Here is a 17159-nt window from a genome sequence, read left to right as displayed (position 1 = left end):
GGACTCACCACGCTGCGTCGTCGATTTCGATCTCGCCCGCCTCCACCCGCTGCTTGGCCGCGACGGCCACCTTGCGAAACAGCTCGCGCTGCCCGTCGCTTAGCCCCGATTGGTCGACCTGTTTGAGCAGTTCGAGCGCTTTGCGCGGGCGTTCAAGCTGCAAGACGCAAATCTGTGCCAGCTTGATCCGCACCAGGTCGGCGTTGTCGCGATGCTCGGCGAGGTACTCAGCCATCACCGGCGCCGACTCGACCCACTTGCCCTCTTTGTGGAGCCCGACGACGAGCGCCGCATGCTGCCGGGCGGTGAGGGAAAGCGGCATTCCCATATCGCTCATTCGCCGTCGCACCCCCTGGGCCTGCGACGCCTGCCCGATGGCCAGATACGCCTCGAATCGCCGCAGCCCCTCCTGGAGCTTCTCCTCGCGGCGCACGGCGAGCGTTTCTTCGAGAATCGGCTTGGCAGCCCGCTTCGCCTGAGCGTCGGCGCCGGTGTCGCCGCTCAAGACGGAAAACAGGTCCCACCCTTCGCAATCGACGACGCCGCGTTTCAGCATGACGATCGCCAGGGGGGCTCCGATCAGCACGCCCAACAGGTGGAGCCAGGAACTCGTCGCAAACGCCTCGCCGCTCGTTGCGACGGCCGCCCCGCCGAGGGCGAAGTGAAGCCCCACGAGCACGACTTCCCAACCGACGTAGATCGCGGCCAAGACGCCGACGCTCATTTCGAAGGTGAAGTGCACGACCCAGAAGATCCAGACGAAAATCGACACCTCGTTAGCGGGCGCCCAGACGCAAGCCATCGCCATGATCCCGAAGATCGCCGCCGAGGCGCCAAGGCTCCCTTCAGTGCTCCCGCCGTAACCGAGCATGAGCGTCTGCTCGATCGCCGCGTGCAATAGGCCGATCGCCAGATAACAGCTCAAGAACTTGGCGGCCCCCAGCTTTCCCTCGACGATCAGTCCGAACACCCACAGGAACAACATGTTCCCCAGCAGGTGTCCCAAGTCCGCATGAGCGAAGTTGCACAGCAGCCACTCCTGCGGGTGGCAGCCGGTTCCGTACTCCAGCACCCACGGCTCGACCGGCAGGGCGCCAAGATGGTGCGCGAAAAAGACGACCGTGTTGACGATGATCAGCCCGATCGTGCCGAAAGGCCGGTAGTAGAGCGGGGCGTCGCAAGAGTAGGGAATGAACATCGGTGCGATCGGCCCTGCGTGCGTCCCCTACAGCCTAAGCAACTCCCACGGCGATTGCCACAAGTGCCGGACGGGAAAGAACGTCGCGGCGACCCGCGCGACGGCAGGGTCGAGCCGGGGGACCAGTCCGTCGCGTTCCGCTCGGCCGATCGACAGGTTCCCCAGCAGAAGTTCGTGAAACACGGCGCGGCTGCAGGGAATCGCCCCCGTCGGATTGTCGCCGCGATGCTCCAGCCGCGCGCTGCGCCGCGTCAGCACGACCGCCAACGTCTCCCCGCCGACGTGGAACGCGCACTCGACAGGCCGATCAATTCCCGCGGCGACGGTTCGCTCGCGCCACACGTCGTACAGTCGTTCGACCCAGCGATCGGGCGCCGCGAGTTTGACCATCCACTGGCCGTCGACCGACTGCGACGCCCAGCTTCCACCCGCGGTGACGATCAACTCGTGCAGCGGGTCGTCGGCCGACGTGTGGAGCGACACATAGTGGTGGTCGCGGTCGATCGCGTCGCGACAGGCCTGGGCCAACAGCGCAGTCCGCGCCGCCGGGTGCGCGGGATCGACCAACATCTCGACGACCCGCGAGTCGCGGACCACGGCGTAGCCGACCGCTTGCCCCGATTCGCCGCGGCTTCGGTCATGATCGTGCTCGACGGCCAACAGAATGGCGTCGTGAGTCTTGCGCCCGGCGAGCCATCGCCACAGCTCGCTCGTGCGATGCAGCCCCCCCCACGCCTGGGGAACAAGCCGGCCGAACAGGGCCTCGACCGCGTCGAGATCGACCAGTCGCCACGCCCGGACCTCGGGCTCGCCCCGCCGCCGGCGACGGCGTTGTTCGCGTTGAGCTTCCAGATGGGCGAGGACGGCCCGCGCCCGAGCCTGCGTATGAAGTTGCCCGCGGACGCGACTCCATCCCGCCGTGGCGAACGACTCCGAATCGGCCGCCAGCGAGAACAGCGCCGTCGCCCCCTCGCGCACTGCGTTTTCCTCCGCGATCCGCAGCAGGGCAAGCTGGTAGCCCGCCGGGGCGTACTCGGGCAACACGACCAAGTCGTCGATCCGCACGACGGGCGCTCGCTGTCCTTCAAACCAGGCAATGTGCCTCGTCGCTTGCGCGTGCGCAACCAGTTGTCCGTTGCGGCGAACGAGCAGCCGGTCAGTCGGCGAATAGCCGGGGGCGTCGAGCCGGCTTTGAAAATCTTCAGACAGATCGGCGTGGCGAATCTGCACCAGCAGGTTGAGCACCAGGGCATGGTCGCCCGCGTGAGCGGCCACCACCTCGACGCCGGGGCTAAGCTCGCAAAGCCGCCCCGGCCGCACGAAGCCGCCGATCCGATCCTCCTCCGGGGAGGGAATGTGCATGATCCCTGGCCCTTATCAGCCGTCGAAACAGGGAACTGGTTCGCGGACCAATGCCAACAACCCTTGCCATCGGCAATCCGCGAGCATGCCTGTCCCCTGAATCAACAGACTGCGATCGCCCGAGCTGAGACTTGGTCGGCGGAAACCGCGGCAGTCCGCACGCTCGCAACGAGCCTCGCCGACATTCCAGCGTCGTATTCGCTGTTCCACGCCGCGGCGCGCCGTCTTGCGCCGCCGCGTCTGTGAGCCTACGGCAATCGGCGGGGGAAATCCAGCAGAAACTGCTGGAGCCGATCGTGGGGAAATAGGCAAAAAGCGTACTCTCGCGAACCCAAGATCGCCCCGGCCCGGGCTCGCTGCCGGGCCGCTTCCAGACTGGCCGTGGTTCTCCCGCGAACGTCGGCCAGGAGCGCCGCGAGGGCTTGGTTCGCTCCCTCAATCCCGAGGTGGCGAGCGCGGGCGTTGGCAGGAGACTTCTCGGCGGCGATCCAGCGGCGTTTCTCGGCGACGAGGACGGCGGCGACTCGATCCCCTTCTGCATCCAGGTCGGCCCCGGCGAGGAATCGCTCGGGATGAAAACGGAGGTCGCGCAGATCGCGCCGCCGCGTGTTGATCTCGGCGTCCGCCTCGCGCGGCAGCGGAATCGGCAACCTCAGGGTCCCGGTCATCGCTGCGTACGGCGCCGGGGTCAGGCCGAAGAACTCGCGACTGATCGCGTCGGTCGCCTCGTCGTATCGGGCGCCTCCGATCCCGTGAATGAACAGGTCGGCCAGCGCCAACCGGGCGAACAGCGTCGTCGCCATCGCCCGCGAGCGGATCTTCACCCCTCGGGCCTCGCACGCGGCAAGCACGTCGATCGCCGTATCGCAGTCGCCGGATCCTCCCAGCGGCAGACGCTGTACGAACCGGCCTCGGTCGGCGATCTCGACCTCGTCCCCGATCCGACGAGCAAACAACGGCCGACGGGTCGGATCGCTTGTCGACCACGACCAGAACGGCGCCTCGAACCAGCGACCATCGGTCGCCAGATTGGGCGCCGGGTGGGCGTGGTTGCGAATTCGATGGATGCGGCGGAACTCCGCCAAGGCCCCGTTGTACGCGGCGACCAGCCTTGGCAGCTCGGCCAACAGAACGCAGGCGAACCGGCGGAAGCTGTGCGACCGGCCGACCGCACTTTGCGGCAGCTCGAGCGTCCGGGCGCCCCACTCGATTTCCAAGGCATGACGCGCTTGCGCGAGCGCCAACCCCGGCGGAGTCCCGCGGCTCGCCAGCACCGTCGGCCACCAGGTGCGGGCCAGCGGATCGACGCCCCAGGGACGCATCGCCTCGACGGCTCGCGCGCCGAACGACTGCCATGTGGCGGCGTCAATCACGCGCCGCTCCTCCCAGGCAATTGGTTCGCAGGGGGCGTCGAACGGCAGCAACTCGAACCGGGGCGTCGCGGGATCGCCTGCCGGGACGCGAATGGTCGCGCCGTGGGCTGCGTCGGAGTCAATCACCAAATTAATCGCCCCTCCGCCGAGGCGACCAGCCAGTTCCGACGCCGCGAAGTTCTTTAGCCATACGCCCGCGTGGATGAGCTCAGGCTGATGCCCGGCGACGACGATCGGCGCCGCCGGATCGAGCCGCGCGGGGGCGTCGGCGTACTCGGCGACGTACTCGTGCGCGAGCAGGGCGAGTTCGGCCTTGGCTTGGCGACGAAACTCTCCCAGCGAGACGCCGCCGATTTCGACCGGGGCCGCGTCGAGCAGAGCCCCCTGCTGCGCGAGCGCAGGCAATTCGTCCCAGGCGGGTACGGACAGCAATCCGCCGTCGTCAGCCGGGGCGCGATACGTCGGCGGTCGCTCCGTAGGGCTCAACAACATCCCTGCATTTGCCCGCCTGGACAGCCGGAGCGCGGCGGCAACGGCTGGAAGGTCGGCCGGCACGCCTCGACCGCTCGATCGATCACCTGGTGATAATACGCCAACCGGGCGGCCGCGTCGTCGAGCGCCCCGCCGAAACTCCGCTTCTCGTCGAGATAGACCAACGGGATCGGAGCTTCGACGACCTTGAGCTTGCGGTGGGCGATCTGCACCCATAGCTCCAGCGGCATCGCGTAGCCGAGTTCGGTCAGTTCGAGCTGCGCCAGCGCCGAGACCCGGTATGCCTTGAACCCGCAAAACGCGTCGGTCAGGCAAAGCCCCAACCGGCAGTTGAGTTCCTCGGTGACCTGCGAATTGATCCGCCGGCGATCGACGGGGGCCTGCCCTTGGGAGCGCGGGTCGACTTCCAAATACCGGCTTCCTGACACGACGTCGACGTCAGTCGTGCAGCAGCTCACCAACTCGCCGATGAGCTGCGGTTCGTGCTGCCCGTCGCAGTCGATCGTCACCAGCACGTCGTACTTGTGAAGCACCGCGAAATCGAATGCCGTCTTAAGCGCGGCGCCGTACCCGCGATTCCGTTCGTGCCGGATCACCTGAACGTCGCCGCGGGCCGCCAGCAACTCGGGGGTTCCGTCTGTCGAACCGTCGTCGACGACCAGCACGTCGGCCGCGTGAGCGACGACCCGATCAAGGACGCCGGTCACATGCTTGGCCTCGTTGTACACCGGCAAGGCCGTCAGGAACCGCACCGGCGGCAAGTCGGCGGAGTGAGTGGAGAACATGGAGCCTCGGGGGGGTGAGACGGCGCAACGCACGCTGCAGCGGCAGCCGGTGCGTCGCCGATGTCGAACCTAGCCTTCTCCCATCCGCGAAAAACGATCGGCAATCAACCGAACGCTTGGATCCGCCGGGGGAAGGCCGCCCAGGCCGAGCGCCGGTCTCGGAAGAAGCTCCCGGGAATCGGTTCTTCGGCCGCGCTCCCTGCATTGCGTGCGACGAATCGCATTTTAGATGGTCGCCGGGTCGGGTCAACGACGCCCGGCATTTCGCTCGGCCATGACCGGGCGCGGCTTGCTGGACTCTCGCCTACAACCGGCAAAACCAGCCCCAGGGCCCCGATCGGCCAAGAAATCGGCGGTTCAGCCGCGGGGGGCACGCTCGACCTGTGTCGTTCCTTTTGCCGGGAATCGCCAGCAAGCGACTCACACCGTCTTGATCGGATCGGCGTCGGCGGCGCTGGGGCGGACGTCGAGCCGCGGCAATTGATCCCCCAGATAATCGGCGAGCGACTCCATAGCGAATCGCTCGCTGGCGTAGTGCCCCAGAAGGACCAGCGCGACGCCAGCCGCCTCGGCGGCCAAGCAATCGTGAAAGCTCGCCTCGCCGGTCACCAGCGCGTTGCAGCCCGCCTTGAGCGCCGCGTCGAGGAACGACGCCCCGCTGCCGCAGGCGACCCCCACGCGCGAGACGGCTTGATCTTCGGCCCCGACGATCCGCACCGACGACAGCCCCAAGAACGCCTTGGCCCGCTCGGCCAATTCGCATTGAGTGAGGGGCCCGTCGCAATCGCCGCACCGGCCGGCGCCCACCTCGGGATCGTCGGCCGCGGGAGTCAACGGGGCGATCTGCTGCAGCCCCAGGCCAATTGCTAGATGCTGATTGATTCCTGCCCGGGCCGAGTCGAACGCCGTATGAGCGCTGTACACCGCGATTTCGTGCCGGATGAGGTCGAGCAGCATCCGACCGATGATCGTGTCGGCCGTGACGGCCCGCAGCGGATGGAACGGCAGGGGGTGATGACTCACCAACAGCCCGACCCGCTGTTCGCACGCCTCGGCGACCACCGCGGGAGTCACGGTCAGGCACGTCAGCACCCGTCCGACCTCGCGAGAGCGGTCCCCGATCAGCAGCCCCACATTGTCCCACGATTCAGCGAGCGCGCTCGGGGCAAGCTGCTCCATGACCTCGACGACTTGGGCGACGGTGGCCATGGGAAGGGGGAGGGAGGAAGGGTGTCGGCCGACGGGGGACGGCCGAGAAGCCGTGACCGCATGGTATGCCGGGCGCAGCGAGCTCGACAAGGGGCCAACTGGGGGGGCGCCCGTGGTCCGCAGTCCGTCGTCAGTCGCTAGGTCGACGTTCCCCCTGCCGCTCACCCCGCTACTGTTCCGCCAAGAACCTCCGATTGATGACCCTCAGGCCATTGACTTCTTCGGCGCGGAGCCAGAACTCGGTCCCCAACAGCTCGGCGCCGTTGGGGTACTCATAAATCTTCACGTCGGTTCGGGCGCCGAGGCGGAACACCTGGGCACGCTGCCGACGGCGACCTGTGGCGTAGAGCATGCACTTGAAGTCGACCAACTCGGCGCCTCGGTTGATCATCCGCTGTTCGACCAACAGCGTCCCGTCCTCCTGAAGTCGGGTGTGGATCTCGCACTCGACCAGGCCGTCCCCCACGTTCAGCGTGCGGTAGACGCCGAACTCGTAACGCCGGTCGGCTTCGACGACGAAGTTCGCCTCGACATGCGCGTCGCCGCTGTTGGCGTCGAAGGGGAGCAGGATCTCAAACGGCCTCACGACCTTGTGCCCCTCCCCAATCTTGAACTCGATCTTCTCGGGCGAGACCTCCCACCCCGTCGGCGCCTTGATCTGGACGTAACCGCCGACCCCTTGCGGGAACGGGTTGACGATCTCGATCGCATTCAGGTGCGTCTTGCCGAATACGCTGGGAACATGCTGGGTCTCGAACTTGACCGCCATCCGCCACAGGGCGATCTCTCGATGGACGCCAATGACGAAGCTCGGCATGACGTCGGCGTGCAGCAATTGCCGCTCGTCGCGCTTAACCGGGGTCGTTTGCCGCCCCCATACGTCGATCACTTGCACGCGCTCGCCCAGGTACAACGATTCGTCGGTCGGCGACTGATTCCACAGGACCATCAGCACGTCCCCGGCCGGGGTCTCGAAGAGCCGGTTCTCGCTGCCGCCGGGGAGCCGCATCTTGCCCAGGTACTTGGCGCCGCTGAGGAGCGAGGCCGTCGTGCGCCACGGCAGCAGCAGCTCGCCAGGCGAGCCGGAGTCGGTCATCAGCCCCCGATCGTCGTCGAACGGCCGCGCGGCGAACACCGCATCGGCGCCGTTGATTCGCGCCGCAAGCATTTGTTCGACGAGATCGCGGGCGCGCGTTTCAAGGTCGTAGGTCCGCTTCGAAAGAGGCTCGACGAGCACCCACCGATTCACGCCTGGGCGTTTGGGCAGCTTGAGATACTCGCCCAACTCGGCGCCAGTCAGGCCCGGGCTCTCCGTATACTGCTGAAACTCCCAGGGGGCCGGCGTCGAATTGCCGATCGCCTGCATCCACCGCCAGCCGATCCCCAAGCTCACGTCCTGACCGAAGCGGAACAGCTTGGCGCGCAGCTTGGCGATCTCGGCCTCGAGATTCGGAAACGTCGAGAAGCTGGCGTCATGGTCGTTTCCCAATTGCCACCACCGCACCCGCAGCGACAAGCGACTGAGGACCGGGTCGAGCAGCGGCAGCCAGTTCGAGCTTTCGATCGAGAGCGTGTCAGCGATCGCCGCGTCGCGCGCCACGCGGGTCGCCAACTCCGAGTCGGCCGGCGGGCGGTCGACGACCCCGACGATCTCAATGTCTTGCGCCGAGAGCTGTTCGGCAAACACGACCAACTCGTCGCCGCGCGCCTTCTCGGTCGGGCCGTACCATACGGGCAGTTTGACCCAGTGGACGGCGACCCGCGGCAGCAGATCGCCCAGTTCGCCGAACGAGAGCGGAATGTCGTCGCCGGCGAGCGACCAGCCGAACTCGCCGTGCTGCGGGCGTTCCAGCGGGGGGACCACTGCAATCGACACGACGTCCTTCTTGAGCAGCCCCCGAGCGGTGCTCATGGTGACCCGCACGCGATAGAATCCGTGCTCGCGAATCGGCGGCCGCCACGAAGTCGTCCCGGCGTAACCCGCCGGCCGCTTGACCGCGTTGTTGACGATGTCGGAGGCTTTGCTGAGGCGCTCGGTGATCTTGCGGCCGTCGAGCTGAATGCGGTTGTCGTCGAGCGTATGGTCGCTCGCGTCGAGCAGCTCGAAGATGATGTCGGGGTCCCGCTCGCGAATGCCCGAAAGTTCGCACACGACCTGCACGTCGCGGGGGTCGGTGTAGACGTTGAACGGGCTGTTGGTGCGGACCGTCATCTTGGGAAGCCGGCCGATCCACAGGTCGTCGACCGCCACGTCTCCCGCGAGATCGACCTTCGATCCCGCCTCGATCTCCAATACGAGCCGCGCCAGCGCGACCTCGGGGTCGGTCGGGTTCACCGGGCCGATGTGGAACAGTTGCCATTGCGGGACATTCGTCATCCAGGCGCTCGCGGCGGTCTGAATCACCTCGCGCCGCTCGTCGCAGAACTCGACGACGATCCGCGCGCGACCGTACTTGACGTCGCGCATTCGCAAGGCGGTTTCGACGACGTAGCTGTAGTTGTCGGAAACCGCGACCGCCGGGCTCTCCAGTCGCGCCCCGCCGCCGTTCAGGCGAACCGTCAGGCACGAGCCCTCCGTGGAGGAATCGTCGCGCTCGAGCGCCGCGGGAACGTACTTGGGCAGCCCTGGGCCGAAGTGTCGCTTCCACCGGTCGGGCCAACCGTCGTAGTTGACGTCCCACGACTTGCCGAAGTCGCAATGCAGAATCTCCACGGCGTCGGGGTGGCGTCCGGAAACGGCCCCGTCGGCTGCGGCCGGTTCTTCCGCAGCGGGAGTCGTCCCGATCGCCTCGCTGCGCTCCGCAGACGAATCGGACTGCAAAGCGGGCTGCTGATCGGCGGCGCTAGCGGGCGCGGCTTCAACGGCTAGAATCAGCAGCAGCCCGAGAACTATCATGGTTCACGTCAAGCAACAAACTGCCCGCCGGGCCGTGCGTACGGCAACGCCGTGGCGCCGGGGGCTGGTCGCAAGGGGGAGATCGCACCGTGACGGCAGTCCGAATCGCCGCGGCGACCAGCGTGCTCGGACAACCCTTCCGGAAAGCATTGCACATCGCCGCCGCCGCGGGGGTCGACGGCGTGCAAATCGACGCCCGCGATGAACTCCGCCCAGCCGACATGACCGGCACCGCCCTCCGGCAGGTGCGGAAAATGCTGGAAGAAGCGAATCTGCGGGTCGCCGGCGCTGCACTCGCCACCCGCCGCGGGCTGCTCGCCCCGCAGGACTTCGAGCGGCGAATCGAGGCGGTCACGGCTGCGATCGGCTTGGCGTCGAAGCTGGGAGGCGGCGTCCTCGTGACGAACCTCGGGACCCTCCCCGCCGAGGACGACGCGCGTCGCAGCGAGGTTCTCGACGCCCTGACGCTGCTGGGCGCCGCGGGGCAGCGCGCCGGCGTCGTCCCCGCGATCGCCGCCGCAGACATCGAGCCGGACGAACTGGCGACGCTGCTGGCCGAGTTGCCCGAGGGGACGCTCGGACTCGACTTCAACCCAGGCGACCTGATCGCCCATGGCTGCACGCCGCGCGAGTGGCTCGACCGGCTGGGACCTCACGTCGTTCACTTCACTGCCGCCGACGCCGTGCCGGGGATCGGCGGGGCTACCGCGATTCAGGTCGAACTCGGCCGCGGGGTGGCCGACGTCCACGAACTCGTGGCGCGGCTGCTTGAGCAATACGGTTACCGCGGATGGGCGACCGCCGGACGACGAGGCTCGGCAAGCCCCGAACAAGAACTGCACGACGCGGCCGCGTTCATCCGCTCATGCGGGCATTGAGAGCCCAACTCAACCAGCGGACGGGGCGCCCGTGGTCGCAGCAAAGCGGAACGCCCGGATTGCTGGACGTTATGCAACTCAGAGTGCGACGAAATCGCCGCCTCGAACCGCCTGTCGCGGTCGGTTCGCCTGGACAAGAACCGCGGCAAACTACTTTTTGCGGTGGCGAATCTTCGCGCGCATCCGCCGCTTCTTACGCCCCAGCTTCCGACGCCCCTTGCCGCTCTTTTTCGTACCCAAGACCAGCTACTCCCGTGGCGCGAGTCCGCAGGGACCGCGCGTGTGATGAAGAACATGCCCGCCGCTAGCATGACTGCCGCGGCAGTCAGATCGAGTGGGCGATGCAGGGCTCGAACCTGCGACCCCCAGCTTGTCGAGCTGGTGCTCTAGCCAACTGAGCTAATCGCCCGCGGAGCCGAAACGGCCAGGACGGTTCCTAAACGAACCGCCCCCCTCGTCCCGCAGACCCGGAAGTGTAGCATGGCCCTCTGGGCCCGTGTAGGGGGGGCGCCCAAGTCCCGCAGCGGCCGATTCCCGCCGGAAACAAGGAGTCCGCGGCGGCCGCCTTTGTCACGCGGCAACGCCCCCGCGGAGGATCCCGGAAGCTCTCGCTTCGCTCGCTCCCGGCGTCGAGCGTCGAGATTCGGTGAATATGGTGAATATTCCGTGAAGAAACTGCGCTTGTCGGCTTCTGGCAACTCCGCTCTAATCGCGGGCTATCGGGGTTGCGGAGGATTTCCGCAATCGTCCGGTTCCGGCAGGTTTGAGACTGCCACAGGCGGAACGGCGGACCCATGAGACACGATTGGCGTCACATCCTGTCCTGGACTGAAGTGTTGTGCTTCGTGCTCGTCTGGAGCATCGGCATCGGCGCAACGGTCGCCCAGTTCTACGCGCAGAAGGGGGCGCCGGACGCCGCTGACGTCGCGTCGACGCGCCCCGCGGGGGGCGGCCCGGCGCTATTAGACTGAAGCCAGCGCCCTCTGCAGCCAGGACTCTCAGCGACGCGGACGGGCTCGCCCGGAAACGCGAAGCTGTCAGTCGCGCCACGTGCGCCTTGGCGAAGCCTCGCCCTGCCGGTCTGCGAGCTTCTCTTCTCCCCCGCTTCGCAGCCGCTATTCGACCAACGGTTCGGTCTGTTCGATCTCGTTGATTTCGTCTTCCTCGTCCAAACCGCTCTGCCCGTCGGAGGGCTGCCGCTTGCGGAGGTAGAGCTTCACCGGCACCTCGGCGAAGTTCATCTGATCGCGCACCGCCCCCAGCAGATACCGCTGGTACGGCCGATCGAGCGCCTGAGGGTCGTTGCAGAACAGCACTAAGGTCGGCGGCTGCACGCCGACCTGAGTGCCGTAGAAGATCTTCGGCCGGCGATTTTGGTAGAGCGGCGGGGGGTTCCGCTGCACGGCGTCGCGCAGCAAGCGATTGAGTTGCCCCGTGCTGAGTCGCTGCCGCGATTGCTTGAACAGCATCTGGGCGTGATTGAGCAGCGCCTTGACGTTCTTGCCCGTCTCGCCGGTGATGAACGCGATCGGGGCGTAACGCATGGTGCGGAACGTGTCGTTGAGATACCGCACCCACTTCTCGGTCGGCATCGTCTTGGCCAGAAGATCCCACTTATTGACGACGAAGATCAGCGGCTTGTACTGCTCGCCAATGTAGTCGCACAACTGCTTGTCGACCTTGCTGATCCGCTCGGTCGCGTCGAGGAACAACAGCACGACGTCGGCCCGGCGGATGCTGCGTTGGGCCCGATGAGCGCCGTAGAAGTCGATCGACGCCCCGCGACTCTTCGTCCTGCGCAGGCCCGGCGTGTCGATCGCCACGAACCCCTTGCCGTCGAGCTCGAACCGTACGTCGACGCTGTCGCGCGTCGTGCCGGGGACCTCGCTGACGATCATCCGCTGCGCCTGGGCCAGCGTGTTGACGAACGTGCTCTTGCCCACGTTGCGGCGACCGACGATCGCCACCCGCATCTCCGGCTCGGCGACGTCGGCCTCGTCGACCTTTTCCTCGGGGAGCCGTTCGAGGATCAGATTCAGCAGCACCGTGCGGTTGCGATTCTGCTTGGTGCTGGCCGGCACGATCTTGCCGCGTCCCAGGCGATAGAAGTCGACCGTCTGGGCGTCGTGCTTTTCGTCGTCGCACTTGTTGGCGATGCAGATCACCGGCACGTCGAGATCCCGCAGGCGGCGCCCGACCTCCTCGTCGAGCGGCGTCAGCCCGGCCCGGCCGTCGACGACGAACAAGATCACCGCGGCCGAGTCGATCGCGGTTTGGATCTGCTCCTCGATGTGCTTGGTAAGGTTGTCCTCGTCCTCGACGCCGATCCCGCCGGTGTCGACGAGTTCGAAATACCGCTCTTCGTGCTCCATGAGGTAGTCGACCGCGTCGCGGGTCACGCCGGGGCGATCCTCGACGATGGCCAGCCGCAGCCCGGCCAACCAGTTGAGGATGCTGCTTTTGCCGACGTTCGGTCGGCCGACGATAACGACGCGGGGGACAGCCATGAGCGAGCGAAACACCGAGGGGGAGGGGCCCCGAGGGGCCCTGGGGACGATCCTTCATCATACCCGCCCGGCAGGCCCCGTCGCCACCGATTTGCCGCAGCGGATGCCAAGCCGCGAGCCGGCGTACGGGGGGCGTCCGCCGCCTGAACCGCCCGCTGGAATCGGCCCCCGGCACTTCTGCAGGGAGTGAGTTCGGCCTGGCAGCCCCGGCGGCTATACTAGTGAGGGCTGCTTCACGAACATGCCCGATTCCCCTCCTCTTGCGCCTTGAGCCCAGGTTCGATGAATCTTCGCACTGCTGTTTTCTCCGGGGGCGTCGTCGCGGCGCTGGCGTTGGGTTTGTTCGGATCGCTCGTCGCCGTCACGGTGCGCGCCGCTGAACCGGCGGCGACGGAGTTGGCGCTCTCGCCCGGGGGGCTCGCGATCGACGCCGTCGACGGCGCGCTCCCTCCGCCGGCGCTCGTCCCCTCGACGCTCGAAGTCGCCGCCGGCAATCCGGCTCTGTTCGGCCCCCGCGTCAAGAACGTCATCCTGCTGATCGGCGACGGCATGGGTCCGCAGCAAGTGGGGCTGTTGTCACAGTACGCGCGGCACGGCTCGCGCTCGACCGCTCCCAATCGCACCTCGGCGATCGAGCAACTGATGAACGCAGGCACGGTGGGAGTCGTGATGAACGACCCGCACGGCGCCATCGTGGTCGATTCCGCCGCCGCGGCGACGCAACTCGCCACCGGGCAGTACGCCGGGTCTGAGATGATCGGCGTCAACTACCAGGGCGAGCCGGCCGAGACGGTCGTCGAAATCGCCAAGAAACTCGGCAAGAGCGCAGGACTCGTGACCGACACCCGCGTCACCCACGCCACCCCTGCGGCGTTTGCGGCCCACCAGCGGAATCGCAGCATGGAGAACGAGATTGCCGTCGACATGCTTGCCAACCAAGTCGACGTCATGCTCGGCGGGGGCCTGCGCAACTGGGTCCCCGAAGCGATCAACAACCGCGAATCGACCGCCCATGCCGCCCTGCTGCAAATGACCGGCGGCGTGTATCGCGCCACATCCAAACGCAAGGATAACCGCAACCTGCTCCTGGAAGCCCGCGGCGAGTACGCGCTGGTGTTCGATCGGTTCGCCCTCGAACGAGTGAAATCGGGCCGCGTATTGGGGCTCTTCGCCGATTCCGAGATGAACGACGCCCTGTGCGAACGAGCCGAGATCAACAGCCACGGCCGCATCCAGCCGACGCTTGTCGAGATGACCGACAAAGCCCTGGAACTCCTCTCGGCGAATTCCGACGGGTTCTTCCTGATGGTCGAGGGGGGGCAAATCGACTGGGCCGGGCACAACAACGACGCGGGAACGCTGCTCCATGAGTTGCTTCGGTTCGACGCGGCCGTGCGCCGGGTCCTGGAGTGGGCCGCCGACCGCGACGACACGCTCGTGCTCGTGACGGCCGATCACGAAACGGGATCGTTCGGGTTCAGCTACTCGGGCCGCCCCCTTCCCGAACCGCGACGACTTCCGGGCTCCGCGTTCTCCAGCAGCGACTTGTTCGAGCCGAACTTCAATTACGCTGCGCACGAAGTTCTCGACCGCCTGTACGATCAGACGAAAAGCTTCTTCACGATCGTGGCGCTCGAGTTCGACGAGCTCCCCCCCGCCGAGCGAACGCCTGAGAAGCTGATGGAGATGGTCAACGCCGCTTCGGCGGTGAAGATCACGCTCGAGGACGCGGCCGAGGTGCTCAACCGGGCTCCCAACCGCAACTACGTCGCGGGGCATCCCTACCTGAACCTGCCGACCGTACCGGCGATCCGCGACTTCGAGGCGTTCTACGTCTACGGCGATAACTCGCGCATGAATCTGTTGGGACGCAAAATGGCCGCGGCCCAAAGCGTCGTCTGGGGCACGGGCACGCACACCAGCACGCCGGTGCTGGTCGGCGCCTGGGGACCCGAAGCCGCGACTGCGGCATTCTCCGGCGTCATGCACCAGACGGACCTGGGCCAACGGATGATCGAGCTCGTCCGAACCGGCGTCATCGCCAGCCCCGTCGACGCCGCCCGCAAGCCGAAGTGACGGCCGACGACCGGCTACAGCAACTCCGGCCACAGCGCATCGCTGACGAACAACCCCGCGCGGGTGAGCCGGACCGCTTGGCCGTCGTCGACGAGCATCCCCAGCGAGACGAACTTGGCGATTTCCCGCCCCGCAAGTTCGTCGAGCGAGCAGCCGGTGCGCGCCAGGAACCACCGGCGTTCAACCCCGGCCAATCGACGAAGCCCGAAGACGAGCCGCTCGCGGGCCCGCTCCTCGGGGGACAACTCCTCACGCTCGGCCACGGGCGATTCCCCGGCCAACACGCGCCGCAGCCACGTCGTCGTGCTGCGGTGATTCGTCTCGCGCACCTCCGCCACGTACCGCGCCGCTCCGGGGCCCGCGGCATAGTACTCGTCGCCGGCCCAGTAGGCTTCGTTGTGGCGACTGCGGCGACCCGAGCGGGCAAAATTCGACACCTCGTAGTGCTCAAACCCCGCAGCGCCCAGCATGTCGATCGCCGCGGCGTACATGTCGCGTTCCAGTTGTTCGTCGGCGCCAGCCAACTCGCCCCGCAACCGTTGCGACCAGAAGCTCGTGCCGCGCTCAAACGTCAGCCCGTAGGTCGAGACGTGGTCGGGCTCGAGCGCCAGCGTCGCCGCGACGTCGGCCTGCCAATCGGCGAGCGTCTCGCCCGGCGCCGCGAAGATGAGATCGGTCGCCAATTGCAGCCCGGCGCCGCGAATTGCCGCTGCGGCCCGGCGAACCGCAGCCGGGTCGTGGGTGCGATCGAGCGCAATGAGCTTGCGATCCGCGAGCGACTGCGCCCCCAAACTCACCCGCGTGACGCCGACCCGGGCGAGCATCGCGACGAGCGACTCGTCGACGTCGTCGGGGTTCGCCTCGACGGTCCACTCCCCGCCGGGGGCCACGGGATGCCAGTTCGCCGCCGCGGAACAGAGCCGCTCCAATCGCGCGGGCCCAAGCTGCGAGGGGGTCCCGCCGCCGAAATAGAGCGTGTCGACCGGCCGCGCCTCGCCGAGCCAGCTCCACTCGATCTCGACGGCCCGCAGGTACTCGTCGGCCAACTCGTCGCGGCCGACGACGATCGCAAAGTTGCAGTACCCGCACCGCCGCCGGCAGAAGGGGACATGGAGGTACGCGGCTCGGGGGGCCGCGGACGCCGAATCAGGAGTGAGGGACACGGCCGGAATCCCCCCCGCAAATCGGCCCAGGCGCAACGCAAACGCCCCCGCAAGGACTGTGGGGGCGTGGGCGAGAAAGGCAAACAAAGTGGAGCGGAAGGGAGTCGAACCCTCGACCTCTGCATTGCGAACGGCTCACATCGTCCAGACCGGATGACGTAACTGCAATATACAAAACGCTTTGTGAAGGTCAAGGTCTACCCTCAATTTGACGTAAGTCCAATAAAATCGGTGAGCGAAAACCGATTGTGGGTGCATTGTGGGTGCGCTTTTCGGCGTTTCATCCGAAGCACCGAATTTGGGTCTTGTTGAGGGTGAGAACCTTCGCGCATGAACCTGCTTTTCTGGGCCTTTTCCGAGCGTCGGTTTTGACCGCTGCATCGTCGCGCTGGCGCCAGATTCGTTTCTTGTGGGTAGTGGGTACGTTGTGGGTGCGCGCCGACTACCCGCGTTTTTTTGCTCGGTTGCGCGTGCTGGAAAAACCTCCGACCACCCCAGGATGCTCGCGGGTTTCTGATTGTGCCCGCTCCGTCAAGGTAGACCGCTGCGCGTCTCCACCTTGACCTCGCGGGGAAGCGGAGTGGCCGCGAGCATCACGCCCGGCCGCCCTATTCCCTTCCCCCCTCTTCCTTGCCACGCGCACCGCCCACGGGAAAGCAGAACCGAATCTCTACTTCGATTCCCCTTCCCTACGATGAATGAAGCCATGATTGCACAATTCGCCCAGGCCCATCAACTCATTTCCGATGGCCTTGGCTTGACGCCGCTCGACGAAATGAATGAGCGGCTCTACAGCGACGACCGGATGAAGCGCTTCCGCGTTCCGGTCGCTATTACCCGCCGCGGCGTCGTTGAGATTCTGGCACGCGATGCCGAGTCCGCGCGAAACGTCGTCGGCGTTTGTACCGCGCTGGCGGATGGACTAGAGAACGCCGAGCAGTCCGAAGAGATCGGACCGGCGACGGCCATCTAACGGCGCAACCAGCCCCGGCTACGGTCGGGGCCTTTCCTTTTGCTCCGCTCCATGAGAGGTAGTTTCTGTCAAGACGCAATTCCGAAACCTTTTGATAACCCTGCGTGCGCGTTCTACTATACACGCAATGATTCCGATTACACCTCAAGCACTCAATGACAATCGAGACGATGAGAAACCTCTGCGTGCCTTCACGCGTTATGGAGTATGCCTGTTGATTGAGTGGCCATTCCTCAATATGGCTGCA

The 17159-nt window shown here is 66.5% G+C and carries 12 protein-coding genes and 1 tRNA gene; 4 read left to right on the top strand and 9 right to left on the bottom strand.

All coding sequences use genetic code 11. The features are described 5' to 3' along the window. Positions 1–4: 4 nt before the first annotated feature. From KF688_03900 to KF688_03875, 6 genes are all read right to left on the bottom strand, one after another. Complete coding sequence (locus tag KF688_03900; protein MBX3424803.1) at positions 5–1198, bottom strand: rhomboid family intramembrane serine protease; 1194 nt, start codon at positions 1196–1198, stop codon at positions 5–7. A gap of 27 nt (positions 1199–1225) precedes the next feature. Then, a complete protein-coding gene (locus KF688_03895) occupies positions 1226–2560 on the bottom strand; it encodes a hypothetical protein (protein MBX3424802.1) in 1335 nt (444 codons plus the stop codon). Positions 2561–2808: 248 nt separating this feature from the next. Further along, complete coding sequence (locus KF688_03890) at positions 2809–4425, bottom strand: hypothetical protein (GenBank protein MBX3424801.1); 1617 nt, start codon at positions 4423–4425, stop codon at positions 2809–2811. Continuing rightward, the gene (locus KF688_03885; GenBank protein MBX3424800.1) at positions 4416–5186 is read right to left on the bottom strand and encodes a glycosyltransferase family 2 protein; all 771 of its coding nucleotides are present in this window, start codon (positions 5184–5186) and stop codon (positions 4416–4418) included. Before KF688_03885 ends, KF688_03890 begins: the two co-directional genes overlap by 10 nt. A 444-nt stretch (positions 5187–5630) precedes the next feature. Next, a complete protein-coding gene (locus KF688_03880; GenBank protein MBX3424799.1) occupies positions 5631–6419 on the bottom strand; it encodes a Nif3-like dinuclear metal center hexameric protein in 789 nt (262 codons plus the stop codon). A 169-nt stretch (positions 6420–6588) separates the two neighbouring features. After that, a complete protein-coding gene (locus tag KF688_03875) occupies positions 6589–9315 on the bottom strand; it encodes a hypothetical protein (GenBank protein ID MBX3424798.1) in 2727 nt (908 codons plus the stop codon). 89 nt (positions 9316–9404) lie between these two features. On the opposite strand from KF688_03875, the gene KF688_03870 reads away from it, so the two are divergent. Beyond that, positions 9405–10193 (top strand): sugar phosphate isomerase/epimerase, encoded by a 789-nt coding sequence (locus KF688_03870; GenBank protein MBX3424797.1) that lies wholly within the window; start codon positions 9405–9407, stop codon positions 10191–10193. A gap of 335 nt (positions 10194–10528) precedes the next feature. Here the strand turns inward: KF688_03870 and KF688_03865 are convergent. Then, positions 10529–10602, bottom strand: a tRNA-Val gene (locus KF688_03865). Between the two features lie 385 nt (positions 10603–10987). On the opposite strand from KF688_03865, the gene KF688_03860 reads away from it, so the two are divergent. Continuing rightward, the gene (locus KF688_03860) at positions 10988–11164 is read left to right on the top strand and encodes a hypothetical protein (protein MBX3424796.1); all 177 of its coding nucleotides are present in this window, start codon (positions 10988–10990) and stop codon (positions 11162–11164) included. A 144-nt stretch (positions 11165–11308) separates the two neighbouring features. On the opposite strand, the gene der is transcribed toward KF688_03860, so the two are convergent. Further along, positions 11309–12700, bottom strand: coding sequence for a ribosome biogenesis GTPase Der (gene der, locus KF688_03855; protein MBX3424795.1), 1392 nt, complete (start codon positions 12698–12700; stop codon positions 11309–11311). Positions 12701–12982: 282 nt separating this feature from the next. Between der and KF688_03850 the strand changes: the two genes are divergently transcribed. Then, positions 12983–14776: an alkaline phosphatase gene (locus KF688_03850; protein MBX3424794.1), complete on the top strand. Its 1794-nt coding sequence runs from the start codon at positions 12983–12985 to the stop codon at positions 14774–14776. A gap of 14 nt (positions 14777–14790) precedes the next feature. Here KF688_03850 and hemW read toward each other — a convergent pair whose 3' ends face one another. Beyond that, entirely contained in the window at positions 14791–15939 is a 1149-nt protein-coding gene (hemW, locus tag KF688_03845; protein ID MBX3424793.1) for a radical SAM family heme chaperone HemW, read from the bottom strand. A gap of 706 nt (positions 15940–16645) precedes the next feature. On the opposite strand from hemW, the gene KF688_03840 reads away from it, so the two are divergent. Further along, the gene (locus KF688_03840) at positions 16646–16912 is read left to right on the top strand and encodes a hypothetical protein (protein ID MBX3424792.1); all 267 of its coding nucleotides are present in this window, start codon (positions 16646–16648) and stop codon (positions 16910–16912) included. Positions 16913–17159 lie beyond the last annotated feature (247 nt).

The sequence above is a fragment of the Pirellulales bacterium genome (assembly GCA_019636345.1).
In the GTDB taxonomy this organism is placed as follows: Bacteria; Planctomycetota; Planctomycetia; order Pirellulales; family Lacipirellulaceae.
The sequence above is the reverse complement of the archived record's forward strand: the minus strand, read 5'-3'. Positions and strand labels throughout refer to the sequence as shown.

Excerpts from the sequence above, each read along its gene's own strand:
- KF688_03900 (MBX3424803.1), bottom strand. The coding sequence starts at position 1,198 with ATGTTCATTCCCTACTCTTGCGACGCCCCGCTCTACTACCGGCCTTTC.
- KF688_03895 (MBX3424802.1), bottom strand. The coding sequence starts at position 2,560 with ATGCACATTCCCTCCCCGGAGGAGGATCGGATCGGCGGCTTCGTGCGG.
- KF688_03890 (MBX3424801.1), bottom strand. The coding sequence starts at position 4,425 with ATGTTGTTGAGCCCTACGGAGCGACCGCCGACGTATCGCGCCCCGGCT.
- KF688_03880 (MBX3424799.1), bottom strand. The coding sequence starts at position 6,419 with ATGGCCACCGTCGCCCAAGTCGTCGAGGTCATGGAGCAGCTTGCCCCG.
- KF688_03875 (MBX3424798.1), bottom strand. The coding sequence starts at position 9,315 with ATGATAGTTCTCGGGCTGCTGCTGATTCTAGCCGTTGAAGCCGCGCCC.
- KF688_03860 (MBX3424796.1), top strand. The coding sequence starts at position 10,988 with ATGAGACACGATTGGCGTCACATCCTGTCCTGGACTGAAGTGTTGTGC.
- der (MBX3424795.1), bottom strand. The coding sequence starts at position 12,700 with ATGGCTGTCCCCCGCGTCGTTATCGTCGGCCGACCGAACGTCGGCAAA.
- KF688_03850 (MBX3424794.1), top strand. The coding sequence starts at position 12,983 with ATGAATCTTCGCACTGCTGTTTTCTCCGGGGGCGTCGTCGCGGCGCTG.
- KF688_03840 (MBX3424792.1), top strand. The coding sequence starts at position 16,646 with ATGATTGCACAATTCGCCCAGGCCCATCAACTCATTTCCGATGGCCTT.